Source organism: Streptococcus sp. HMSC063B03, assembly GCF_001836965.1.
GTDB classification, from domain to species: domain Bacteria; phylum Bacillota; class Bacilli; order Lactobacillales; family Streptococcaceae; genus Streptococcus; species Streptococcus pneumoniae_F.
Map to the genome: position 1 here is coordinate 65,338 of NZ_KV831050.1, position 25,071 is coordinate 90,408.

Sequence of the window (25,071 nt, forward strand, 5' to 3'; positions counted from 1 at the left end):
TGATGGTCACCTCTTGTCAAGAATGCAATTAATCAATTTCATATCCCATCAGCAAACCGCCATCTTCTGCATAGAAACTGCAGAGACCAGATGTTGGGAGAATTTTAATATCCGCCTGTGGGAAATTTTCACGTATTCGGTCTGAAAGCTGTTGGCAACATTTCTCGTTATTGCGTTGGGCCATGACAATACGGCCACCAGCATATCCAGCTTTAATGATTTCATCATAGGCAGCTTGAACTGATTTCTTTGAACCTCGTGCTTTTTGTAGCAATTCAAGGGTTCCAGTTTCACTAGCTTCTCCGACCATACGGATATTTAGAAGGCCAACGACCGTACCGATAAGCTTGCTCAAACGGCCGTTCTTCACTAAGTTATCGACTTTGGCTAGGACAAAGAGCAACTTGGTTTTTTCTTGATAGGCAGTGATAGCTTCAACCACTTCTTCAAAAGATAAGCCCTGGTCAATCAAGTCATTCAATTTTTCTACGAGTAGGTCAACCTCACCACCAGCAGACAAGCTATCAATTACATGAATCTTAGTGTCAGGATGGTCTTCAAGATAAATATTCTTTGCTAGTTGAGCACTATTGTGACTGCCAGAGAGAGTACCTGTGATGGTTACTAGGAAAATGTTTTTGGCACCTTCAAATGCTCGCAAATAATCATCTGGGCTTGGACAAGCTGATTTTGAAGCTTCTGCAGTTGCATACATGGTTTCCATCATTTGGTCAATGTCAAGATTGGCATCATCAACAAAGATCTGATCAGCTACTTGAATGGTTAAGGGAACACTTACAAAGGTTGTGTCAATAGCTGGTCTTGCCAGTTGACGATAATCACAACCAGAGTCAGCAATAATCTTCCAAGTCATAGAAATTCTCCATCTTTGTCAGTTATACATTGACAAAGGTTCTGTCTTTTTTTACAATTATATCATGAAAGCCCTTGAAACAAAAGCCTCATCCGTCTGTTGTGACAAGTAGAAAGAAAATGTTATGTCTGAACGTAGAATCTCTGAAAAATCTCTTGAAAATCTCAGAAAATCAAACCAAGAATCCAATTTATTAACTAGAGAAGCCATCGAAACAGCTCTCTTGCAACTCTTGGAAAAAAAGGACTTGACCAAGATTAGTATTTCTGAATTGGTCAAACGTGCAGGCGTTTCGCGTGCGGCCTTTTATCGCAATTATGATTCCAAAGAGGAGATTTTAGAAAGTGTCTTTAAACGAACTGTCCACAATATTATGGAACAGTTGCATCATTATGATTTAAAGACAGACCTTTATCTGGTCTGGGTTCACCTTTTCCGAGAGGCCAGAAAGGAAGCCAGAGTGATTCAACTGGCCTTAGATTACCATTTGGAAAAAATCTTTGTCCAAGCCATGCAGGAATTTCTAGAAAAATACCATGGAAAATCAAAAGGTGTTAGCTCTTATCTTCATTCCTTCTGGAGCTCAGCCATCGTCTCTGTCCTTCTAAAATGGATCAAGGATGGCATGAAGGTACCTGCTGAAAAGATAGCGGATTTACGGTTACCATTTTTTAAAAAATAGAGCAAAAGGAGAAGAGATATGACTGAAAAAAGACTAGCATGGGATGAGTATTTTGCAGCCCAAGCTCTATTAATTGCCAATCGTTCCACTTGTAAACGTGCCAAAGTGGGTGCGATTCTGGTTAAGGATAATAAGGTAATTTCAACCGGTTACAATGGTTCGGTGTCAGGAACCGAGCATTGTATTGACCACGAATGTCTAGTCATTGAAGGACACTGTGTTCGAACCCTTCACGCTGAGGTTAATGCCATTCTCCAAGGTGCTGAACGTGGTGTCCCCAAAGGCTTTACAGCCTATGTGACGCATTTTCCTTGTCTCAACTGTACCAAACAATTGCTTCAGGTCGGTTGCAAGCGCGTGGTTTATATCAACCAGTACCGAATGGACAACTACGCCCAATACCTTTATCAAGAAAAGGGAACAGAATTAACCCATTTACCACTTGAGACAGTACAGGCAGCTCTTAAAGAGGCAGATTTAATGTAAAAATTATCAAAAATAAATGGTTTAGAAAGATTTTTAAACCGTTTTTTGGTATAATAAGAAGAATAAATTGAAAGAAGGAATTCCAAAAATGGGAAAAATTGAAGTTATTAATCATCCACTGATTCAACACAAATTGTCAATCTTGCGTCGTACAGATACTTCTACAAAAGCTTTCCGTGAGCTAGTAGATGAGATTGCAATGTTGATGGGGTATGAAGTACTTCGTGATCTTCCACTAGAAGATGTGGAAATCGAAACACCAATCACAAAAACAGTTCAAAAACAATTGGCAGGTAAGAAATTGGCCATCGTTCCAATCTTGCGTGCAGGTATCGGGATGGTTGATGGACTCTTGAGCTTGGTTCCAGCTGCTAAAGTTGGTCACATCGGTATGTACCGTGATGAAGAAACACTTCAACCAGTTGAGTACTTGGTGAAATTGCCTGAGGACATTGACCAACGTCAAATTTTTGTCGTAGATCCAATGTTGGCAACAGGTGGCTCAGCAATCTTGGCTGTTGATTCTCTTAAAAAACGTGGCGCATCAAATATCAAATTTGTCTGCCTTGTATCTGCTCCAGAAGGTGTAAAAGCTCTTCAAGAAGCTCATCCAGATGTAGAAATCTTTACAGCAGCCTTGGATGAACGCTTGAACGAACACGGTTATATCGTTCCAGGTCTTGGAGATGCTGGAGACCGCTTGTTCGGTACAAAATAAGATCGAAAAGAAGAATGACTTGGAAAAGTATTTTCAGTCGTGAAAGGGGGTTGAATTTTTGTTTCTGTCTAATGAAAGCAGAGCAAAAATTTGACCTTTTTTGACCTAGATATTATAATAGTCTTATCTTCAGTCATTTGACCCACAAAATTAAAACTCAAAAGGAGAAATAAATGATTCCTGTAGTTATTGAACAAACAAGCCGTGGAGAACGTTCCTACGATATTTACTCACGTCTTCTCAAAGACCGCATCATTATGCTGACAGGTCCAGTTGAAGACAATATGGCTAACTCTGTTATTGCCCAGTTGCTTTTCTTAGATGCCCAAGATAGTACAAAAGATATTTACCTTTATGTCAATACACCTGGTGGTTCTGTTTCAGCTGGTTTGGCAATCGTTGATACTATGAACTTTATCAAGGCAGATGTCCAAACCATCGTGATGGGTATGGCCGCATCTATGGGGACGGTCATTGCATCAAGTGGAGCAAAAGGCAAACGTTTCATGCTTCCAAATGCTGAATACATGATCCACCAACCAATGGGTGGTACAGGTGGTGGTACACAACAAACCGATATGGCGATCGCTGCAGAACACTTGCTTAAAACTCGTAATACCTTGGAAAAAATATTGGCTGAAAATTCAGGTCAGTCAATCGAAAAAGTTCACGCAGATGCAGAACGCGATAACTGGATGAGTGCCCAAGAAACACTTGAATATGGCTTTATTGATGAAATAATGGCCAACAATTCATTGAACTAATGATTAAAGAAGGCAAACTCGACTGGGTTTGCTTTTTTTGGTATAATAGGGAGAGATTTCTTAGAAAGAGGATTTATCATGTTTGAAAAAGTAAATCGATCTGGCTTGATTATCTATCTTTACTATAATCGTGATGCAAAAAAACTGCAGGATTATGGAGATATTACCTATCATTCCAAGAAACATCGTTACTTACAACTCTATGTTCCAACTCAAGAAGTGGAGCAATTGGTCGGGCGCTTGAGCAAGGAAAAATTTATTAAAAAAGTTAGAGTTTGTCATATCCAAGAGTTAGAAACACCCTTTGTGGGCAATCTTTATCGAGAGGAAAACGTTATCATCGAAAAAGTTTAAGAAAAGTGTTGACAATTTTCTGATAATTCGGTATATTCTTAACATGCTATTTATTTAAGAAATAAGGAGACAAAAAAAGATGAAGAAAAAATTTGCCCTATCGTTTGTGGCGCTTGCAAGTGTAGCACTTCTTGCAGCCTGTGGAGAAGTGAAGTCTGGAGCGTCAAATGCTGCTGGTAATTCAGTAGATGAAAAGACAATCAAAATCGGATTTAACTTTGAAGAAACTGGTGCCGTAGCAGCCTACGGAACATCTGAACAAAAAGGTGCCCAACTTGCTGTTGATGAAATCAATGCCGCAGGTGGTATCGATGGAAAACAAATCGAAGTAGTTGATAAAGATAACAAGTCTGAAACAGCTGAGGCGGCTTCAGTAACAACTAACCTTGTAACCCAATCTAAAGTATCAGCAATCGTAGGACCTGCGACATCTGGTGCAACTGCAGCTGCGGTAGCTAACGCTACAAAAGCAGGTGTTCCATTGATTTCGCCAAGTGCGACTCAAGATGGATTGACTAAAGGTCAAGATTACCTCTTTATCGGAACATTCCAAGATAGCTTCCAAGGAAAAATTATCTCAAACTATGTTACTGAAAAATTAAACGCTAAGAAAGTTGTTCTATACACTGACAACGCCAGCGACTATGCTAAAGGTATTGCCAAAGCCTTCCGTGAAGCTTACAAAGGTGAAATCGTTGCAGATGAAACTTTCGTAGCAGGTGACACAGACTTCCAAGCAGCCCTTACAAAAATGAAAGGGAAAGACTTTGATGCTATTGTTGTTCCTGGTTACTACACTGAAGCTGGTAAAATTGTAAACCAAGCGCGTGGTATGGGAATTGACAAACCAATCGTTGGTGGTGATGGATTCAACGGTGAAGAGTTTGTACAACAAGCAACCCCTGAAAAAGCATCAAACATCTACTTTATCTCAGGCTTCTCAACTACTGTAGAAGTTTCAGCTAAAGCAAAAGCCTTCCTTGAGGCTTACCGTGCTAAGTACAATGAAGAGCCATCAACATTTGCAGCCTTGGCTTATGACTCAGTTCACCTTGTAGCAAACGCAGCAAAAGGTGCTAAAAACTCTGGTGAAATCAAGGATAACCTTGCTAAAACAAAAGACTTTGAAGGTGTAACTGGTCAAACAAGCTTCGATGCAGACCACAACACAGTCAAAACTGCTTACATGATGACCATGAACAATGGTAAGGTTGAAGCAGCAGAAGTTGTAAAACCATAATAGAAAAATGTTGAAATAGGGAATGAGCCTCTGACTCACTCCCTGTTTCGGTGTTTAAGAACCTATCAAAAAGTGAGGGGAAACCCTCAAAATTATAAATAGAAAGAGTGAATCTTATGCTCCAACAACTAGTAAATGGTTTGATTCTAGGTAGTGTTTATGCGCTGTTAGCCCTAGGATATACCATGGTTTACGGAATTATCAAGCTCATCAACTTCGCCCATGGTGATATTTATATGATGGGAGCCTTTATCGGTTATTTCTTGATTAATTCTTTCCAAATGAATTTCTTTGTAGCTCTTATTGTAGCTATGTTAGCGACAGCCATTCTTGGTGTCGTGATTGAGTTCCTTGCTTACCGACCTTTGCGTCACTCTACTCGTATTGCTGTTTTGATTACAGCTATTGGGGTTTCCTTCCTATTGGAGTATGGCATGGTCTATCTGGTTGGTGCCAATACCCGTGCCTTCCCTCAAGCGATTCAAACAGTTCGCTATGATTTGGGACCAGTTAGCCTAACAAACGTTCAGTTAATGATCTTGGCCATTTCCTTGATTTTGATGATTTTGTTACAAGTCATTGTCCAAAAGACTAAGATGGGGAAAGCCATGCGTGCCGTATCCGTAGATAGCGATGCAGCGCAATTGATGGGGATCAATGTAAACCGTACTATCAGCTTTACCTTTGCTTTGGGTTCAGCTCTTGCGGGTGCGGCAGGTGTTCTGATTGCCCTCTATTATAACTCTCTTGAGCCTTTGATGGGAGTTACTCCAGGTCTTAAGTCTTTCGTTGCCGCAGTACTTGGTGGTATCGGAATCATTCCTGGTGCGGCGCTTGGTGGATTTGTAATTGGTCTATTGGAAACCTTTGCGACAGCCTTTGGAATGTCAGACTTCCGTGATGCCATTGTTTATGGAATCTTGTTGTTGATCTTGATTGTCCGCCCAGCTGGTATCCTTGGTAAAAATGTGAAAGAGAAGGTGTAAACGATGAAAGAAAATTTAAAAGTTAATATTCTATGGTTACTCCTTTTGTTAGCTGGCTATGGCTTGATTAGTGTACTGGTTTCAGTCGGAGTACTCAATCTATTCTATGTACAGATTTTACAACAAATCGGAATTAATATTATTCTGGCTGTTGGTCTCAACTTAATCGTTGGTTTTTCAGGACAATTTTCACTTGGTCATGCTGGTTTCATGGCGATTGGTGCCTATGCAGCAGCTATTATTGGTTCTAAATCACCAACCTACGGTGCCTTCTTTGGAGCTATGCTGATAGGTGCTTTGCTTTCAGGAGCAGTTGCCTTGCTTGTCGGAATTCCAACCTTACGCTTGAAGGGGGACTATCTTGCGGTAGCGACTCTTGGTGTTTCTGAAATTATCCGTATCTTTATCATCAATGGTGGAAGCCTTACAAATGGTGCGGCAGGTATCTTGGGAATTCCAAACTTTACAACTTGGCAAATGGTTTACTTCTTTGTCGTGATTACAACCATTGCAACCTTGAACTTCTTGCGTAGTCCAATTGGTCGTTCAACTCTCTCTGTTCGTGAAGATGAAATCGCTGCAGAGTCAGTCGGTGTTAATACGACTAAAATTAAAATCATCGCTTTTGTCTTTGGTGCCATTACTGCAAGTATTGCAGGGTCACTTCAGGCAGGATTTATCGGGTCTGTTGTACCGAAAGATTACACATTCATTAACTCAATCAACGTATTGATTATTGTTGTATTTGGTGGACTTGGTTCAATTACAGGTGCCATTGTTTCGGCTATTGTTCTGGGAATTTTGAATATGCTTCTCCAAGATGTTGCTAGCGTGCGTATGATTATTTACGCTTTGGCCTTGGTATTGGTAATGATTTTCAGACCAGGTGGACTCCTTGGAACATGGGAATTGAGCCTATCACGTTTCTTTAAAAAATCTAAGAAGGAGGAACAAAACTAATGGCGTTACTTGAAGTAAAACAGTTAACCAAACATTTTGGCGGTCTAACAGCTGTTGGAGATGTGACTCTTGAATTAAATGAAGGGGAATTGGTTGGATTAATCGGTCCAAATGGAGCTGGTAAAACAACCCTTTTCAACCTTTTGACCGGTGTTTATGAACCAAGTGAGGGAACAGTTACCTTAGATGGTCACCTTTTGAATGGAAAGTCACCATATAAGATTGCCTCTTTGGGACTTGGACGTACTTTCCAAAATATCCGTCTCTTTAAAGATTTAACAGTTTTGGACAATGTTTTGATTGCTTTTGGCAACCATCACAAACAACATGTTTTTGCTAGTTTCTTACGCTTACCAGCTTTTTACAAGAGTGAAAAAGAATTAAAGGCTAAAGCTTTGGAATTGTTGAAAATCTTCGATTTAGATGGTGATGCAGAGACTCTTGCTAAAAACCTCGCCTACGGACAACAACGTCGTTTGGAAATTGTTCGTGCCCTTGCTACGGAACCTAAAATTCTCTTTTTAGATGAACCAGCAGCAGGGATGAACCCACAGGAAACAGCAGAATTGACTGAGTTAATTCGTCGTATCAAAGATGAATTTAAAATTTCAATCATGTTGATTGAACACGATATGAATCTGGTTATGGAAGTTACAGAACGCATCTACGTACTTGAATACGGTCGTTTGATTGCTCAAGGAACTCCAGACGAAATTAAGACCAATAAACGCGTTATCGAAGCTTATCTAGGAGGTGAAGCCTAATGTCTATGTTAAAAGTTGATAATCTTTCTGTGCATTACGGTATGATCCAAGCAGTCCGTGATGTAAGCTTTGAAGTGAATGAAGGAGAAGTTGTTTCCCTTATCGGTGCCAATGGTGCAGGTAAGACAACCATTCTCCGTACCTTGTCTGGTTTGGTTAGACCAAGTTCTGGAAAGATTGAATTTTTAGGTCAAGAAATCCAAAAAATGCCAGCTCAGAAAATCGTGGCAGGTGGTCTTTCACAAGTTCCAGAAGGACGCCACGTCTTTCCTGGCTTGACTGTTATGGAAAATCTTGAAATGGGAGCTTTCTTAAAGAAAAATCGTGAAGAAAATCAAGCTAACTTGAAGAAAGTTTTCTCACGCTTTCCACGTCTTGAAGAACGCAAGAACCAAGATGCAGCTACTCTTTCAGGAGGAGAACAACAAATGCTTGCCATGGGACGTGCTCTTATGTCAACACCAAAACTTCTTCTTTTAGATGAACCATCAATGGGACTTGCCCCAATCTTTATCCAAGAGATTTTTGATATCATTCAAGATATCCAGAAGCAAGGGACAACTGTCCTCTTGATTGAACAAAATGCCAATAAAGCACTCGCAATCTCTGACCGAGGCTATGTATTGGAAACAGGGAAAATCGTTCTATCAGGAACAGGAAAAGAACTCGCATCATCAGAAGAAGTCAGAAAAGCATATCTAGGTGGCTAAAAAGGTCCGGGGGACCTTTTTAGTCGGCGGATGAAGATTGCGAAGCAATCATCAAATCCGGAGGATTGTTTTAGTCGGTGGATGAGGATTACGAAGCAATTATCTTATCCAGTGGATTATTTTAGTCGGCATATTTAGATTGCAAACAAATCTACACCTACACTGAAAGATGAATTTCTAATAATTGAAAAAATCGAATGAAAGGTATCTTACCTTTATTCATAGAGCTCGATTTCAGAGCTCTTTTTGCTAGCTTATTCATACTTTTCTGAATTTTGAAAAAGAAATGTAAGCGTTTGATAGATTTGCAAAAAGATTGTATAATAGGGATAAGAATAGAAAAGGAGAAGTCTCATGGCAGTTAAAGATTTTATGACCCGTAAGGTAGTGTATATTAGTCCAGATACAACAGTATCTCATGCAGCAGATTTGATGAGAGAGCAAGGATTGCACCGCTTGCCTGTTATCGGAAATGATCAATTAGTTGGTTTGGTAACTGAGGGAACCATTGCCCAAGCAAGTCCATCAAAAGCAACCAGTCTTTCTATCTATGAGATGAATTATCTTCTAAATAAGACAAAAGTAAAAGATGTCATGATTCGCGATGTTGTCACTGTTTCAGGCTATGCGAGTCTTGAGGATGCAACTTATTTGATGTTGAAAAATAAGATTGGTATTCTTCCTGTAGTAGATAACCATCAAGTCTATGGGGTTATTACGGACCGTGACGTTTTCCAAGCCTTTCTTGAAATTGCCGGTTATGGGGAAGAAGGGATTCGTGTACGCTTTGTTACGGAAAATGAAGTTGGTGTTCTTGGAAAAATTGTTTCTCTAATTGTTGAAGAAAATTTGAATATCTCCCATACAGTAAATATTCCGCGTAAAGATGGTAAGGTCATTATCGAAGTTCAAATCGATGGATCAATTGATTTACCAGCCTTGAAAGAAAAATTTGAAGCAGAAAACATCCAAGTAGAAGAAATTACTCGTACTTCAGCAAAAGTCTTGTAAGAAGGGAAGCCGAAAGGCTTCTTTTTACGTGTAACAAGGGATTAGAGCAAAAGATGGAAAGAAATGATAGATTATGGTATAATAAAACGATATAAAAAAGGAGTATTTATGGACATTTCAGAAATTCGTCAGAAAATTGACGCAAATCGTGAAAAATTAGCTTCTTTCAGGGGGTCTCTTTGACCTCGAAGGTTTAGAGGAAGAGATTGCCATCTTGGAAAACAAGATGACAGAACCTGATTTTTGGAACGATAATATCGCGGCCCAAAAAACGTCGCAAGAATTAAATGAATTAAAAAATACCTACAATACCTTCCATAAAATGGAAGAGTTGCAGGATGAAGTTGAAATTTTATTAGATTTTTTAGCTGAAGATGAGTCGGTGCATGAAGAATTGGTTTCACAGTTATCCGAACTTGATAAGATGATGACTAGTTATGAGATGACCTTGCTCTTGTCAGAACCTTATGACCATAATAATGCGATTTTGGAAATCCATCCAGGATCCGGTGGTACTGAGGCTCAGGACTGGGGTGATATGTTGCTTCGTATGTACACTCGCTATGGAAATGCCAAAGGATTTAAAGTAGAAGTTTTGGATTACCAAGCAGGAGATGAAGCTGGTATCAAGTCAGTAACCTTATCATTTGAAGGACCTAATGCCTATGGTCTTCTCAAGTCAGAAATGGGTGTTCACCGCTTGGTGCGAATCTCACCATTTGATTCTGCCAAACGTCGCCATACTTCTTTTACATCAGTAGAAGTGATGCCAGAATTGGATGATACCATTGAAGTAGAGATACGTGAAGATGATATCAAGATGGACACCTTCCGTTCAGGTGGTGCTGGTGGACAGAACGTCAATAAAGTTTCAACAGGTGTGCGTTTGACACACATGCCTACTGGGACTGTTGTCCAGTCAACAGTCGATCGTACCCAGTATGGAAATAGAGATCGTGCCATGAAGATGTTGCAGGCTAAGCTCTATCAAATGGAGCAAGAAAAGAAAGCTGCGGAAGTTGATTCCCTCAAGGGTGAGAAAAAGGAAATCACATGGGGAAGCCAAATCCGTTCATATGTTTTCACGCCTTATACTATGGTAAAAGATCATCGAACTAGCTTTGAAGTTGCGCAGGTAGATAAGGTTATGGATGGAGACCTAGATGGTTTTATTGATGCCTACCTCAAGTGGCGAATCAGCTAAGATAGAAAGGAACTCACATGTCAATCATTGAAATGAGAGATGTCGTCAAAAAATACGACAACGGAACGACTGCTTTGCGAGGTGTCTCAGTCACTGTTGAACCCGGGGAATTTGCCTATATCGTAGGTCCGTCAGGAGCTGGGAAATCAACATTTATTAGAGCTTTGTACCGCGAAGTAAAAATCGAAAAAGGAAGCTTAACTGTTGCTGGTTTTAATCTGGTTAAAATTAAAAAGAAAGATGTCCCTCTCCTACGTCGTAGTGTTGGAGTTGTCTTCCAAGATTATAAACTGTTACCAAAGAAAACCGTTTATGAAAATATTGCTTATGCAATGGAGGTAATTGGAGAAAGTCGCCGTAATATCAAAAAACGTGTTATGGAAGTCTTAGACTTGGTTGGATTGAAGCATAAGGTTCGTTCTTTCCCAAATGAACTTTCAGGGGGAGAACAACAGCGTATTGCGATAGCGCGTGCTATTGTAAATAATCCCAAAGTATTGATTGCGGACGAACCAACAGGAAACTTGGACCCAGATAATTCATGGGAAATCATGAACTTGCTGGAACGCATCAATCTCCAAGGTACAACTGTCTTGATGGCTACCCACAACAGTCAGATTGTAAATACCTTGCGCCACCGTGTCATTGCCATTGAAAATGGCCGTGTCGTTCGTGACGAAGCTAAAGGAGAATATGGATACGATGATTAGTAGATTTTTTCGTCATTTATTTGAATCGTTAAAAAGTTTGAAACGAAATGGCTGGATGACAGTAGCTGCTGTCAGTTCAGTTATGATTACTTTGACCTTGGTTGCAATATTTGCATCTGTTATCTTTAATACGGCTAAACTAGCTACAGATATTGAAAATAATGTTCGAGTAATGGTATACATTCGTAAGGACGTAGCTGATAATAGTGAGACGATTGAAAAAGAAGGTCAAACTGTTACAAATAACGACTACCATAAGGTATATGATGCTTTGAAAAGTATGTCAACCGTTAAAAGTGTTACGTTTTCAAGTAAAGAAGAACAATATGAAAAGTTGACAGAAACAATGGGGGACAACTGGAAAATCTTTGAAGGCGATGCCAACCCTCTCTATGATGCATATATCGTTGATACCAATACACCAAGTGATGTAAAGACAGTAGCAGAAGAGGCTAAAAAAATCGAGGGTGTATCAGAAGTTCAAGATGGTGGTGCTAATACAGAACGCTTGTTTAAGTTAGCCTCATTTATTCGTGTCTGGGGACTAGTTATCGCGGGATTATTGATTTTCATTGCAGTGTTCTTGATTTCTAATACTATACGTATCACCATCATTTCACGAAGCCGTGAAATTCAAATCATGCGTTTAGTAGGTGCTAAGAATGGCTATATCCGCGGGCCTTTCTTGCTTGAAGGTGCCTTCATTGGTTTGCTTGGAGCAACACTTCCATCAGTTTTGGTATTTATTGTCTATAAAATGGTTTACCAATCGGTTAATAAGTCATTGGTTGGTCAGAACCTTTCGATGATATCACCAGAAATATTCAGTCCACTGATGATTGCTCTATTATTTGTGATTGGAATTTTTATCGGTTCAATCGGATCAGGAATTTCAATGCGCCGATTCCTGAAAATCTAAAATAGAAGTATATTTGAGGAGGTTTTAATATCTCCTTTTTTTCTACAAAAATTTTAGAAAAAAGTCTACTTTTTTTTATAAAAGCCTTTACAAAAAAAATTAAAGTGGTATAATTAATACATAGTTAAGTGCAAACGTTTTCGTAAAACGTTTGCCTAAATAAAAATAAAGGAGATTTGAATGATGAAAGATACATTCAAAAATGTCTTGTCTTTCGAGTTTTGGCAAAAATTCGGTAAGGCTTTGATGGTGGTTATCGCGGTTATGCCGGCTGCTGGTTTGATGATTTCAATCGGTAAGTCTATCGTAATGATTAACCCAACTTTTGCACCACTTGTAGTTACTGGTGGAATTCTTGAGCAAATTGGTTGGGGGGTTATCGGTAACCTTCACATTTTGTTTGCCCTAGCAATTGGAGGAAGCTGGGCTAAAGAACGTGCTGGTGGTGCTTTCGCCGCTGGTCTTGCCTTCATCTTGATTAACCGTATCACTGGTACAATCTTTGGTGTATCAGGAGATATGTTGAAAAATCCAGATGCTATGGTCACAACTCTCTTTGGTGGTTCAATCAAAGTTGCTGATTACTTCATCAGTGTTCTTGAAGCTCCAGCATTGAACATGGGTGTGTTTGTAGGGATTATCTCAGGTTTTGTAGGGGCAACTGCTTACAATAAATACTACAACTTCCGTAAACTTCCTGATGCACTTTCATTCTTCAACGGGAAACGTTTTGTACCATTTGTAGTTATTCTTCGTTCAGCAATCGCTGCAATTCTACTTGCTGCCTTCTGGCCAGTAGTTCAAACAGGTATCAATAGCTTTGGTATCTGGATTGCCAACTCACAAGAAACTGCTCCAATCCTTGCACCATTCTTGTATGGTACTTTGGAACGTTTGCTCTTGCCATTTGGTCTTCACCATATGTTGACTATCCCAATGAACTACACAGCTCTTGGTGGTACTTATGACATTTTAACTGGTGCAGCTAAAGGTACTCAAGTATTTGGTCAAGACCCACTATGGCTTGCATGGGTAACAGACCTTGTTAACCTCAAAGGTACTGATGCAAGTCACTACCAACAATTGTTAGATACTGTTCACCCAGCTCGTTTCAAAGTTGGACAAATGATCGGTTCATTCGGTATCTTGATGGGTGTGATCGTGGCTATCTACCGTAATGTTGATGCTGATAAGAAACATCAATATAAAGGTATGATGATTGCGACAGCTCTTGCAACATTCTTGACAGGGGTTACTGAACCAATCGAATACATGTTCATGTTTGTAGCAACACCTATGTATCTTGTTTACTCACTTGTTCAAGGTGCTGCCTTCGCTATGGCTGACGTAGTAAACCTACGTATGCACTCATTCGGTTCAATCGAGTTCTTGACTCGTACACCTATTGCGATTAGCGCTGGTATCGGTATGGATATTGTTAACTTTATCTGGGTAACTGTTCTCTTTGCCGTAATCATGTACTTTATCGCAAACTTCATGATTCAAAAATTCAACTACGCAACTCCAGGACGTAACGGAAATTACGAAACTGCTGAAGGTTCAGAAGAAGCTAGCAGCGAAGTGAAAGTTGCAGCAGGTTCTCAAGCTGTAAATATTATCAACCTTCTTGGTGGACGTGCAAACATCGTTGATGTTGATGCATGTATGACTCGTCTTCGTGTAACTGTAAAAGATGCTGACAAAGTCGGTGATGCAGAACAATGGAAAGCAGAAGGAGCTATGGGTCTTGTCATGAAAGGACAAGGAGTTCAAGCTATCTACGGTCCAAAAGCGGACGTATTGAAATCTGATATCCAAGATATCCTTGATTCAGGTGAAATCATTCCTGAAACTCTTCCAACTCAAATGACAGAAGCGCAACAAAACACTGTTCAATTCAAAGGTCTTACTGAGGAAGTTTACTCAGTAGCTGACGGACAAGTTGTTGCTTTGGAACAAGTAAAAGATCCAGTATTTGCTCAAAAAATGATGGGCGACGGATTTGCTGTAGAACCTGCAAATGGAAACATTGTATCTCCAGTTTCAGGTACTGTATCAAGCATCTTCCCTACAAAACATGCTCTTGGTCTTGTGACTGAAGCAGGTCTTGAAGTATTGGTTCACATTGGTTTGGACACAGTAAGTCTTGAAGGAAAACCATTTACAGTTCATGTAGCTGAAGGACAAAAAGTTGCAGCAGGTGATCTTCTTGTCACAGCTGACTTGAATGCTATCCGTGAAGCAGGTCGTGAAACTTCAACAGTGGTTGTCTTCACAAATGCTGAAGCTATTAAATCAGTTAAATTAGAAAAAACAGGTTCTCTTGCAGCTAAAACAGCAGTTGCTAAAGTAGAATTGTAATATACTTGAGGTTGGAAGCTGTTTTCCAACCTCTTGTTTTGGGAGAAAAGCATGAAATTTTTAACACTCAATACTCATAGCTGGATGGAAAAAGAAGCTGAGGAAAAATTCCAGCTCTTGCTTGAAGATATTCTTGATAAAGATTATGATTTGATTTGTTTCCAAGAAATCAATCAGGAGATCACTTCACCAGAGGTGGAGATTAATGACCTTTATCAAGCTTTGCCAGCTGCTGAGCCTATTCACCAAGACCATTATGTTAGACTTTTAGTTGAAAAGTTGTCTGAGCAAGGAAAAGATTACTACTGGACTTGGGCCTATAACCATATTGGTTATGACCGCTACCATGAAGGTGTGGCTATCTTGTCTAAAACACCTATTGAAGCAAGAGAAATTTTGGTTTCAGATGTGGATGATCCAACAGACTATCATACTCGCCGTGTCGCCCTGGCTGAAACTGTAGTCGATGGTAATGAACTTGCAGTTGCCAGTGTCCACCTTTCTTGGTGGAATAAAGGGTTCCAAGAAGAATGGGCACGATTTGAAGCTGTCTTGAAAGAATTGAACAAGCCACTTTTGCTGGCTGGAGATTTCAACAACCCAGCTGGTCAGGAAGGTTACCAAGCTATTTTAGCTAGTCCTTTAGGCTTACAAGACGCATTTGAAGTTGCTCAAGAGAAAAGTGGTAGCTATACTGTTCCACCAGAAATTGATGGCTGGAAAGGGAACACTGAACCCCTTCGAATAGATTATGTCTTTACTACCAAAGAGTTAGCGGTGGAAAATTTACATGTCGTATTTGATGGCAACAAGAGTCCACAAGTCAGTGATCACTATGGCTTGAGTGCTATTTTAAACTGGAAATAATAACTGAAAAGAGGTTAGGATTCACAAATTCTAGCCTTTTTCTGATTAGATGAACTACTGAAAGTAAGCTCTATGAGTGAGACTACTGAAATGGAATAAAATATGGTATAATTGATAAGATAGATAGAATCGAGGATATTATGTCATTTACGAAATTTCAATTTAAAAACTATATTAGAGAAGCCTTGGAGGAGTTGAAATTTACAACTCCAACAGAGGTACAAGATAAGTTGATTCCCATTGTCCTGGCAGGCCGAGATTTGGTTGGAGAATCAAAAACAGGTTCAGGTAAGACTCACACTTTCTTGTTACCGATTTTTCAGCAATTAGATGAAGCTAGTGATAGTGTTCAAGCAGTGATTACGGCACCGAGCCGTGAGTTGGCTACTCAGATTTACCAAGCAGCTCGTCAGATTGCAGCCTACTCAGAAATGGAAGTTCGTGTGGTTAATTATGTGGGGGGGACAGATAAGGCTCGCCAGATTGAGAAATTGGCAAGTAACCAGCCTCATATTGTTATCGGAACGCCTGGACGTATCTATGACTTGGTTAAATCCGGTGATTTGGCTATTCACAAGGCCAAGAACTTTGTGGTCGATGAGGCAGACATGACCTTGGATATGGGATTCTTGGAAACTGTTGATAAGATTGCTGGCAGCCTTCCAAAAGACCTGCAATTCATGGTCTTCTCAGCGACTATCCCACAAAAACTGCAACCATTCTTGAAAAAATACTTGTCAAATCCTGTTATGGAAAAAATCAAGACCAAAACGGTCATTTCTGATACCATTGATAATTGGTTGATTTCGACAAAAGGACGCGATAAGAATGCTCAAATTTATCAGTTGACTCAGTTGATGCAACCTTATTTGGCAATGATTTTTGTTAACACTAAAACGCGTGCTGATGAATTGCATTCATATCTGACTGCTCAAGGATTGAAGGTAGCGAAGATTCATGGAGATATTGCCCCTCGTGAGCGCAAACGTATCATGAACCAGGTTAAAAATCTGGATTTTGAGTATATTGTCGCAACAGATTTGGCAGCGCGTGGAATTGACATTGAAGGTGTCAGCCATGTCATCAATGATGCCATTCCGCAAGATTTGTCCTTCTTTGTTCACCGTGTTGGTCGTACTGGACGAAAAGGCCTACCAGGTACAGCTATTACCCTTTATCAGCCAAGTGATGACTCAGATATCCGTGAGTTGGAGAAATTGGGAATCAAGTTTACTCCTAAGATGGTCAAAGACGGGGAATTTCAAGATACTTATGACCGTGATCGTCGTGCCAACCGTGAGAAAAAACAAGATAAACTTGATATCGAAATGATTGGTTTGGTTAAAAAGAAAAAGAAAAAAGTCAAACCAGGTTATAAGAAAAAAATTAAATGGGCGGTTGATGAAAAACGCCGCAAGACCAAGCGCGCTGAAAATCGTGCTCGCGGTCGTGCAGAGCGTAAAGCAAAACGCCAAACATTTTAATAGAAAAAGTTGGAGTACTGAGCTCCAATTTTTTTTTATTTATGAGAACGAACTATCTAAACAGAAACACTACATTAAAGACTGCAAATTGCGCTAAAAAATGGTATAATGATAGAGTTATATAGTCCCGATAAGATGGTAGGCATTTATCGCGAAGAGTTTTCCTATCAGTACTTTGTAATTTGCAAAGACTGACGGCTCCATACGGTTGCCGCTATAATGCGGTCACCCTATGCGCCTTACTAGCTTCAGAAATAAAAAATTATCGTTTTTATTTCTTTCGCGTCGTAACTCTTAGACTATAGAAATACCTATCAGTACTTTGTAACTCTATAACACTATTTTTAAGGGGGGACATTTTTATGTCAGAACGTAAATTATTCACGTCTGAATCTGTATCTGAGGGGCATCCGGATAAGATTGCAGACCAAATTTCAGATGCGATTTTGGATGCTATTTTAGCTAAGGATCCAGAGGCGCACGTTGCTGCTGAGACAGCTGTATATACTGGTTCCGTCCATGTTTTTGGTGAAATATCTACAAATGCTTATGTGGATATTAACCGTGTGGTTCGTGACACTATTGCAGAGATTGGCTACACCAATACAGAATATGGTTTTTCTGCTGAGACTGTAGGAGTACATCCATCTTTGGTGGAACAATCTCCTGACATTGCCCAAGGTGTCAACGAAGCCTTGGAGGTTCGTGGGAATGCAGACCAAGATCCGCTTGATTTGATTGGTGCTGGAGACCAAGGGCTCATGTTTGGATTTGCAGTGGATGAAACAGAAGAGCTCATGCCATTGCCAATTTCACTCAGTCATAAATTGGTTCGTCGTTTGGCAGAACTTCGTAAGTCTGGGGAAATCAGCTATCTTCGCCCAGATGCTAAATCACAAGTTACAGTTGAGTATGATGAAAATGACCGTCCAGTACGTGTGGACACAGTCGTGATTTCAACTCAGCACGATCCAGAAGTCAGCAACGAACAAATTCACAATGATGTGATTAACAAGGTCATTAAAGAAGTTATTCCGGCTTCTTACTTGGATGAGCAAACAAAATTCTTCATCAATCCAACTGGTCGCTTTGTAATCGGTGGACCTCAAGGGGACTCAGGTTTGACTGGTCGTAAGATTATCGTGGATACCTATGGTGGCTACTCTCGTCATGGTGGTGGTGCCTTCTCTGGTAAGGATGCGACTAAGGTGGACCGTTCAGCCTCTTATGCGGCTCGTTATATTGCCAAGAATATCGTTGCAGCAGGCCTTGCTAAGAAGGCAGAAGTGCAATTGGCCTATGCTATCGGTGTTGCGCAACCTGTTTCTGTTCGTATCGATACCTTCGGTACAGGAACAGTAGCTGAAAGCAAGCTTGAAAAAGCAGCTCGTCAAATCTTTGATCTTCGCCCTGCAGGGATAATCCAAATGCTAGACCTCAAGCGTCCAATTTACCGTCAAACAGCGGCTTATGGACACATGGGACGTACAGATATTGACCTTCCATGGGAACGTTTGGATAAGGTAGATACTTTGAAAGAAGCAGTCAAATAGATAAGAAAACCAACGTTTTGAACGTTGGTTTTTATAAATATAAGTTATCCTTATTTAAATAGGATTTGTAAATTGCTGGCCTGTTATAATTTATTCATTGTTTTTAAAAATGCCCAGTTACCAATTGATTTTGCCCCGTATTTTAAGTCCATATAGTCCAGTAATACATAATCGTTTTTTTTGTAGAATGAGGTATTTCTAGCTGTACTAGTTATGAGTCCCAAGTGTTTACAGCCTTTTGATTTGACATAAGGTTCAATCCCTTGTGTCAGAAAAGTACTGCCTATTCCCCGCCCCTTACTTTCTATATTGACAGCTAAAGCCATCAAATACCAATCAAACTCCCTTGATTGTTCTAAATGCTTTTTGGAACGTTTTACAAAGTCAAAGTATTTAAGGAGATTTTGTGGTCGAATGTAGCGAAAAATGTTTGTCCCACCATTTCGTAGATAGGATAGTATACAGAAATCATTTTGTTGCAAAAGGGCAACTGCAAGTAATTCTCCATCTTGTTCCGCAACCAAACAGTTTCCTTTTTTAATATAGACTCTAGTAAGCAGAATTTGCAATGTTTCTACAAAAGCAGGATAGGAGTCAGGTTTCTTCAAATCATCCCTTATAATCGTTAAAAAGGGATAGTCAAGAAAAGAATTAGCTAATAGTTTTCCAATTTTTTCGTATTCTTCAAGTCTTGCCTCTCGATATATCATGTCTCCCATGCTTGTCTCCTTTGTTACCTATAAAATTGTGTATGATAGGATTTCAAGATAAAAAATTGGAGATGATTTAAAAAGCTAAATAAACCCAATTTTGTTCCATAAGGTTTAAAGCACTTTCTAATCTCTCCAAGATTTTATTTGGTTGGAATCGAAATTCCAATTAATTTTTCTGAATAGAGGGTTTTGATATTGGCTTCATCAATAGAGTCCTTATCAATTTTACGTTTCAAGAAAAATTCTTGAATAGCTTCGATTTCAGGTTCGCGAATAGCGCGGTGTTTGTTTGAGATGAGGATTTCATAGTGAAGCGGAGCTTGGGTAAAAATAACATCTGTATTACCTGCAGAATAAACTTCAACAAGGGTTGCATCTGTACTTTCTAGCTGGCTTTTTACAAGTTGCGAGTGTGAGTTTGTTGTATTGATAAGCTTCATAACATTTCCTCCGATTTTCTAATTCTATTATAGCACTTTTTGAATAAAGTAGCTTGATTTAGCCAATCTTATGCTGTTTTTTCCAAGATTCGATAGCCCATTTATGGCTACCACGTTTGAGGTTTTCAATAGCCTCATCAATAGGGAACCAGGCAATATGATTAAAGTCTTCTAGTGGCTTTTGCACTTCTTTGAAAGAAATCGCTTCATAGAGGTAGGCTGGATTGTAGTAGTAGGTGTCACGGTGACGAGAATAGAAATATTCGTCAGCTTGTCCGTAATAGGTACCAATTTCAGCTGTAAAGCCAAGCTCTTCAATCAATTCACGCTTTAGGGCTTCTTGATGATTTTCACCTGCTTCAATTTCACCACCTGGTAGGAACCAAGCACCATTAGGTGCTTGAACAAGAACAATTTGTTTTTGTTCAGCATCAGGGATAACTGCATATACGCCATAGCGTGAAACATAGTCTGTATTTGCTTTCTTTTCTCCGAAAGTTGGGTTTGCCATTGGATTTTCCTCATTATTTATTATCTTTATTATTATCTTAATGAACAAAGACCGAGCTGTCAAGAATTTATAGTTATTTTAATAAAAAGGAGCAGAAAATTTTCATTTTCTACTCCTTTTCTGTAGGATTTATACTTCTTTTTCAGAAGTTTTTACTTCAGCTTTTTTGGCAGACTTAATTTGAATGTTGCCCTTGCTGGTCATCACTGCCTTGAGGTTTTTTTCGCTTGGATTTTCAAGGTAGTAGTCAGTGATTGCGTCTTCAATATAGTCTTGAATAGTACGACGAAGTGGGCGCGCCCCCATTTTTGGATCATAGCCGAGGTCAACCAATTTTTCCTTAACCTTGTCAGTTACATCCAAATGAATGTTGTTGCTAGAAAGGCGCTTGTTAACGTCTGCTAGCATAAGCTCGACAATCTGAAGGAGGTTGTCCTTGCTGAGAGCCTTAAATTCGATAATACCATCAAAACGGTTCATAAACTCTGGGCTAAAGAAGTTACCGAGTTCACCGAGAACAGAATTGGTACGTCCTTCTCTAGCAGCTCCAAAACCAACGCTGGCTTCGGCTTTACCAGTCCCGGCATTTGAAGTCATGATGATGATGGCATCCTTGAAGCTAACGGTGCGTCCTTGCCCATCTGTCAAACGACCATCGTCCAAGACCTGGAGGAACATATGCATAACATCTGGGTGAGCTTTTTCGACTTCATCGAGAAGGATGAGGGAATATGGATTGCGACGAACTTTTTCAGTTAATTGCCCAGCCTCATCGTAGCCAACATAACCTGGAGGGGCGCCGACCAACTTAGCCACGCTGTGTTTTTCCATATATTCACTCATATCGAAGCGAATCATACTGTCAGCAGAACCAAAGAGTTCGATAGCTAGTTGTTTGGAAAGTTCTGTTTTACCGACACCAGTTGGTCCGACAAAGAGGAAGCTTCCAATTGGACGGTTAGGCGTACCGAGACCGACACGATTCCGGCGAATAGCCTTGGCAATCTTATCGACAGCATCGTCTTGTCCAATAATATGCGACTTGAGATCTTCGGCTAGATGGATGAGTTGAGATTGTTCTTTCTCTTTCAAATCGCCAACAGGGATATTGGTTTTCTGCTCGATAATATGCTCAATGGTTTTTTCACTGATGATAGGAGTATCCTGGTCTGTGACCTTTTTCTTTTGCATTTCCTTATACTTGGCAATCTGGTCACGGAAGTAGGCGGCCTTCTCAAAATCTTCTTCTCGTGTAGCTTGAGATTTAAGATTTTCAGCTTCAATCAAGCGCTGATCGATTACTTTAGGATCCACGAAATTCAAGGTCAAGTTCATCTTAGAACCCGCTTCATCTAGGAGGTCGATGGCCTTGTCAGGCAAGAAGCGATCTTGGATGTAGCGATTGGAAAGAGTTGCAGCTGCTTCAATCGCAGCATCGGTATATTGAACGTGGTGGTAGTCTTCGTATTTCTTTTGAATACCTTTGAGGATTGTGATTGTTTCGTCCACTGTTGGTTCATCGACCTTAACAGGCTGCATACGGCGTTCTAGGGCAGCATCTTTTTCAATGATGCGGTATTCATTGAGGGTAGTTGCACCGACCAGTTGCAGTTCACCACGAGCAAGGGCTGGCTTGAGGATATTTCCTGCATCCATATTGCCATCGCCCGCAGATCCCGCACCGACAATTTCATGGATTTCATCGATAAAGAGGATAATATCCTCACGTTTGCGAATTTCTTCCATGAGCTTTTGCATGCGTTCTTCAAATTGTCCACGAATACCCGTTCCTTGAACTAGGCTAACCACATCCAGACGGATGACTTGTTTACCTTGTAGTTTATGTGGAACATCGCCATCAACGATTTTCTGAGCTAGACCTTCGACAACGGCAGTTTTCCCGACACCTGGTTCACCGATAAGAACAGGATTATTCTTGGTTCTGCGATTGAGAATCTCAATGACACGGATAATCTCATCATCGCGTCCAATAACGGGATCTATATCTCCACGACGGGCAATTTCAGTTACGTTGATACCAAATTCTTCCAGCAGGCCTTTTTCTTGGCTTGGTGGAGGAGTTTGAGCAGGTCCACGATTTTGGGAACCATAACCGCCGTTTCCACCGTAACCTCCACCTGATTGGGTTGGGGGAGTCGGAGGAGTGTTGTTAGAAGGTCTAAAATTGTTTAGGTCATTGAAGAAATCACCAAAGGGATCAAAGTCACGATTGTTCAGATCCGTCATACCTTTAAAGAGGCTATTGTTAGGATCCGTCTTGATAATCTTATAGCAGTTTTGACAAAGGTCAATTTGTTTTTGCTTTCCGTTAAGATTGGTATAAAGATGAATTGTTGAGTCATTGATTTTACAGTTTTGACAAAGCATACATCTACCTCATTTCTTTCTTTAGCCTGACCTGTTTAAAGGTCAAAAATAGTCAAATTTCTATACTCTCATTATAACAGGATTGGGGTGTAAAGCAAGTAAAAAGATTGCAGCTTTGAGAAGTTGTTACAAGGAAAATTTTTGTGATTTTAGGGAATAAAAAAATCCTATTTGTGAGACAAAAAGGATTTTGGTTAGACATGCAGGGTGTAACCCAGCTTGTTTTGTATTAGTAAAGGAGTTCATAAATCTCCATTGCAATCAAGTCAATGCTGTCAAACGTATAAGTTTCGCGAGCTTCGACATCACGAAGGGTAAAGATTGAGCCGTTTTCTTCGTCGTGGCTGTATGCAACTTCTGCAACAACAACTCCTTCGCGTTCAAAATTACGTTTTAAATTTCCGCCGTCTTTAGCCATTGCTTCAAGGCGGTTGATGATTCTAACCAAATGTGATTCCATTTTGATTCTCCTTCATTTCTTATCGTTACTATTTTACCATAAAGGAGGCCAACTTGCCTAGAAAAAACTAAGATTTCTCGCTAATTCTACCAGCTTAAAGATTTTTTGAATAAATTAGACAAAAGATTTGAATTTTAATTCATTCCATGTTATAATCATACAGTATTCTATTTTAGAAAGCAGTGTGACTATGAATTTTTCTTTTTTACCTAAGTATTTACCTTATTTTAACTATGGGGCTGTCGTGACGGTTCTCATTTCTATCTGTGTTGTCTTTTTGGGAACTATTTTGGGTGTTGTCTTGGCTTTTGGGCAACGTTCAAAGTTTAAACCGTTTGTTTGGCTCGCCAACTTGTACGTTTGGATTTTCCGTGGGACACCGATGATGGTTCAGATTATGATTGCCTTTGCCCTTATGCACATCAATGCTCCGACTATTCAGGTTGGAATTTTAGGTGTTGACCTTTCTCGTCTGATTCCAGGGATTTTGATTATCTCTATGAACAGTGGTGCTTATGTTTCTGAGACTGTTCGTGCTGGGATTAATGCGGTTCCAAAAGGTCAGCTAGAGGCGGCCTATTCTTTAGGAATTCGTCCTAAAAATGCTATGCGCTATGTGATTTTGCCACAAGCTATCAAAAATATTTTGCCAGCATTGGGGAACGAATTTATCACAATTATCAAGGATAGTTCTCTTTTATCAGCTATTGGTGTCATGGAGTTGTGGAACGGAGCTACAACAGTTTCTACAACAACCTATCTACCTTTAACACCACTTTTATTTGCAGCCTTTTATTACTTGATTATGACTTCTATTTTGACAGTAGCCTTGAAAGCTTTTGAAAAACGTATGGGACAAGGAGATAAGAAATAATGACGGAAACCTTGATAAAAATTGAAAATTTACATAAATCCTTTGGAAAGAATGAAGTATTGAAGGGCATCAACCTCGAGATTAAAAGAGGAGAAGTTGTCGTTATCATCGGTCCTTCGGGGAGCGGAAAATCTACCTTGCTTCGCTCTATGAATTTGTTGGAAGAAGCAACTAAGGGGAAGGTTATCTTTGAGGGAGTCGATATTACGGACAAGAAGAATGACCTGTTTGCTATGCGTGAGAAGATGGGCATGGTCTTCCAACAATTTAATCTCTTTCCTAATATGACTGTGATGGAAAATATCACCTTGTCTCCTATCAAGACCAAAGGTGAAAGTAAGGAAGTTGCAGAGAAGAGAGCTCAGAAACTTTTGGAAAAAGTTGGTTTACCAGATAAGGCAACTGCTTATCCACAGAGTTTGTCAGGTGGCCAGCAACAGCGGATTGCCATCGCGCGTGGTTTAGCTATGGAACCTGATGTCTTGCTCTTTGACGAGCCAACTTCAGCCCTGGACCCTGAAATGGTAGGTGAGGTGTTGGCTGTTATGCAAGACTTAGCTAAGTCAGGAATGACCATGGTTATCGTAACACATGAAATGGGATTTGCTCGTGAGGTGGCAGACCGTGTCATCTTTATGGCAGACGGTGTGGTTGTTGAAGACGGAACACCTGAACAGATTTTTGAACAAACCCAAGAACAGCGGACTAAAGACTTCTTGAGTAAGGTTTTATAATCTATTTTAAAATTTCAAGACAAGATTAGTGAAAAGCTAGTCTCAATACCAGTCAAGTGGAACTTACTTTGAGAAGTTACCCCCCTTATTAATAACATCCATAAATTGGATATTAGGATTTTTAATATAAAGTAGTTTTGTGTTAAAATATAATTGTTCCATATGATTCTCTCTAATGATGGTTTGGTTACTTTTCATTATAGATTATATGGGGCTTTTTTCTACAAGAAAATAGGTTTCATAATATCTATAAGAAATTTATCCTATATAAATATCATAGAGCATTTTTTATGTGGAAAACTCA

Annotated in this window: 26 protein-coding genes; 20 read left to right on the forward strand and 6 right to left on the reverse strand. The window is 39.8% G+C overall.

Translation table 11 applies throughout. From position 1 onward, the window contains the following. Window positions 1-28 precede the first annotated feature (28 nt). On the reverse strand, window positions 29-874 hold the full coding sequence (locus tag HMPREF2628_RS06605) for a DegV family protein (protein WP_070842702.1): 846 nt from the start codon (window positions 872-874) through the stop codon (window positions 29-31). A 124-nt stretch (window positions 875-998) separates the two neighbouring features. On the opposite strand from HMPREF2628_RS06605, the gene HMPREF2628_RS06610 reads away from it, so the two are divergent. The 18 genes from HMPREF2628_RS06610 to metK all read left to right on the forward strand — a co-directional run bounded on the left by HMPREF2628_RS06610 (window position 999) and on the right by metK (window position 18,647). Then, entirely contained in the window at window positions 999-1,556 is a 558-nt protein-coding gene (locus HMPREF2628_RS06610; protein ID WP_000004136.1) for a TetR/AcrR family transcriptional regulator, read from the forward strand. Window positions 1,557-1,574: 18 nt separating this feature from the next. Further along, window positions 1,575-2,042 carry a deoxycytidylate deaminase gene (locus tag HMPREF2628_RS06615; RefSeq protein WP_070842703.1) on the forward strand — a complete coding sequence of 156 codons (468 nt, stop codon included), beginning with the start codon at window positions 1,575-1,577 and terminating at the stop codon, window positions 2,040-2,042. An 88-nt stretch (window positions 2,043-2,130) separates the two neighbouring features. Continuing rightward, window positions 2,131-2,760, forward strand: a complete 630-nt coding sequence (upp, locus tag HMPREF2628_RS06620) for a uracil phosphoribosyltransferase (RefSeq protein WP_000515974.1) — start codon at window positions 2,131-2,133, stop codon at window positions 2,758-2,760. A gap of 173 nt (window positions 2,761-2,933) precedes the next feature. Next, window positions 2,934-3,524 carry an ATP-dependent Clp protease proteolytic subunit ClpP gene (clpP, locus tag HMPREF2628_RS06625; protein ID WP_000613475.1) on the forward strand — a complete coding sequence of 197 codons (591 nt, stop codon included), beginning with the start codon at window positions 2,934-2,936 and terminating at the stop codon, window positions 3,522-3,524. Window positions 3,525-3,602: 78 nt separating this feature from the next. After that, entirely contained in the window at window positions 3,603-3,878 is a 276-nt protein-coding gene (locus HMPREF2628_RS06630) for a YlbG family protein (protein WP_070842704.1), read from the forward strand. 79 nt (window positions 3,879-3,957) lie between these two features. Continuing rightward, the gene (locus HMPREF2628_RS06635; protein WP_070478656.1) at window positions 3,958-5,118 is read left to right on the forward strand and encodes an ABC transporter substrate-binding protein; all 1,161 of its coding nucleotides are present in this window, start codon (window positions 3,958-3,960) and stop codon (window positions 5,116-5,118) included. Between the two features lie 116 nt (window positions 5,119-5,234). After that, on the forward strand, window positions 5,235-6,104 hold the full coding sequence (locus tag HMPREF2628_RS06640) for a branched-chain amino acid ABC transporter permease (RefSeq protein WP_000941427.1): 870 nt from the start codon (window positions 5,235-5,237) through the stop codon (window positions 6,102-6,104). Between the two features lie 3 nt (window positions 6,105-6,107). Then, a complete protein-coding gene (locus HMPREF2628_RS06645; RefSeq protein WP_000662286.1) occupies window positions 6,108-7,064 on the forward strand; it encodes a branched-chain amino acid ABC transporter permease in 957 nt (318 codons plus the stop codon). Beyond that, complete coding sequence (locus HMPREF2628_RS06650) at window positions 7,064-7,828, forward strand: ABC transporter ATP-binding protein (RefSeq protein ID WP_045611941.1); 765 nt, start codon at window positions 7,064-7,066, stop codon at window positions 7,826-7,828. Before HMPREF2628_RS06645 ends, HMPREF2628_RS06650 begins: the two co-directional genes overlap by 1 nt. After that, the gene (locus HMPREF2628_RS06655) at window positions 7,828-8,538 is read left to right on the forward strand and encodes an ABC transporter ATP-binding protein (protein ID WP_000062200.1); all 711 of its coding nucleotides are present in this window, start codon (window positions 7,828-7,830) and stop codon (window positions 8,536-8,538) included. The genes HMPREF2628_RS06650 and HMPREF2628_RS06655 overlap by 1 nt, the downstream gene beginning before the upstream one ends. A 354-nt stretch (window positions 8,539-8,892) precedes the next feature. Further along, window positions 8,893-9,549, forward strand: coding sequence for a CBS domain-containing protein (locus HMPREF2628_RS06660; protein ID WP_070842705.1), 657 nt, complete (start codon window positions 8,893-8,895; stop codon window positions 9,547-9,549). A 108-nt stretch (window positions 9,550-9,657) separates the two neighbouring features. Next, window positions 9,658-10,753 (forward strand): peptide chain release factor 2 gene (gene prfB, locus HMPREF2628_RS06670; RefSeq protein ID WP_142350507.1). Its coding sequence is split into 2 segments (ribosomal slippage): window positions 9,658-9,729 and window positions 9,731-10,753, totalling 1,095 coding nucleotides; the frame shifts between segments, so codons are not numbered across the junction. Window positions 10,754-10,770: 17 nt separating this feature from the next. Beyond that, complete coding sequence (ftsE, locus tag HMPREF2628_RS06675; protein WP_004263501.1) at window positions 10,771-11,463, forward strand: cell division ATP-binding protein FtsE; 693 nt, start codon at window positions 10,771-10,773, stop codon at window positions 11,461-11,463. Then, window positions 11,456-12,382: a permease-like cell division protein FtsX gene (gene ftsX, locus HMPREF2628_RS06680; RefSeq protein ID WP_049552615.1), complete on the forward strand. Its 927-nt coding sequence runs from the start codon at window positions 11,456-11,458 to the stop codon at window positions 12,380-12,382. Before ftsE ends, ftsX begins: the two co-directional genes overlap by 8 nt. Before the next feature lie 180 nt (window positions 12,383-12,562). Then, window positions 12,563-14,743, forward strand: coding sequence for a PTS transporter subunit IIBC (locus HMPREF2628_RS06685; RefSeq protein ID WP_083320537.1), 2,181 nt, complete (start codon window positions 12,563-12,565; stop codon window positions 14,741-14,743). Between the two features lie 51 nt (window positions 14,744-14,794). Then, complete coding sequence (locus HMPREF2628_RS06690; protein ID WP_070842707.1) at window positions 14,795-15,610, forward strand: endonuclease/exonuclease/phosphatase family protein; 816 nt, start codon at window positions 14,795-14,797, stop codon at window positions 15,608-15,610. 140 nt (window positions 15,611-15,750) lie between these two features. Beyond that, window positions 15,751-17,094: a DEAD/DEAH box helicase gene (locus HMPREF2628_RS06695; RefSeq protein ID WP_070842708.1), complete on the forward strand. Its 1,344-nt coding sequence runs from the start codon at window positions 15,751-15,753 to the stop codon at window positions 17,092-17,094. 362 nt (window positions 17,095-17,456) lie between these two features. Then, window positions 17,457-18,647, forward strand: a complete 1,191-nt coding sequence (gene metK / locus HMPREF2628_RS06700; RefSeq protein WP_004259911.1) for a methionine adenosyltransferase — start codon at window positions 17,457-17,459, stop codon at window positions 18,645-18,647. An 83-nt stretch (window positions 18,648-18,730) separates the two neighbouring features. On the opposite strand, the gene HMPREF2628_RS06705 is transcribed toward metK, so the two are convergent. The 5 genes from HMPREF2628_RS06705 to HMPREF2628_RS06725 form a co-directional block, all read right to left on the reverse strand. Further along, window positions 18,731-19,366, reverse strand: coding sequence for a GNAT family N-acetyltransferase (locus HMPREF2628_RS06705; protein WP_070842709.1), 636 nt, complete (start codon window positions 19,364-19,366; stop codon window positions 18,731-18,733). 134 nt (window positions 19,367-19,500) lie between these two features. Further along, window positions 19,501-19,800, reverse strand: coding sequence for a DUF1827 family protein (locus HMPREF2628_RS06710; RefSeq protein WP_000767189.1), 300 nt, complete (start codon window positions 19,798-19,800; stop codon window positions 19,501-19,503). Window positions 19,801-19,858: 58 nt separating this feature from the next. Beyond that, entirely contained in the window at window positions 19,859-20,311 is a 453-nt protein-coding gene (locus HMPREF2628_RS06715; protein WP_061589831.1) for an NUDIX hydrolase, read from the reverse strand. 129 nt (window positions 20,312-20,440) lie between these two features. Continuing rightward, window positions 20,441-22,699, reverse strand: coding sequence for an ATP-dependent Clp protease ATP-binding subunit (locus tag HMPREF2628_RS06720; protein ID WP_061589830.1), 2,259 nt, complete (start codon window positions 22,697-22,699; stop codon window positions 20,441-20,443). Between the two features lie 229 nt (window positions 22,700-22,928). After that, window positions 22,929-23,159, reverse strand: coding sequence for a DUF1797 family protein (locus tag HMPREF2628_RS06725; protein ID WP_000443570.1), 231 nt, complete (start codon window positions 23,157-23,159; stop codon window positions 22,929-22,931). A gap of 190 nt (window positions 23,160-23,349) precedes the next feature. Here HMPREF2628_RS06725 and HMPREF2628_RS06730 point away from each other — a divergent pair, with 190 nt between their 5' ends. Both HMPREF2628_RS06730 and HMPREF2628_RS06735 read left to right on the forward strand, forming a co-directional pair. Further along, complete coding sequence (locus HMPREF2628_RS06730) at window positions 23,350-24,033, forward strand: amino acid ABC transporter permease (RefSeq protein ID WP_033686685.1); 684 nt, start codon at window positions 23,350-23,352, stop codon at window positions 24,031-24,033. Beyond that, the gene (locus tag HMPREF2628_RS06735) at window positions 24,033-24,767 is read left to right on the forward strand and encodes an amino acid ABC transporter ATP-binding protein (RefSeq protein ID WP_033681390.1); all 735 of its coding nucleotides are present in this window, start codon (window positions 24,033-24,035) and stop codon (window positions 24,765-24,767) included. The genes HMPREF2628_RS06730 and HMPREF2628_RS06735 overlap by 1 nt, the downstream gene beginning before the upstream one ends. Window positions 24,768-25,071: the final 304 nt, after the last annotated feature.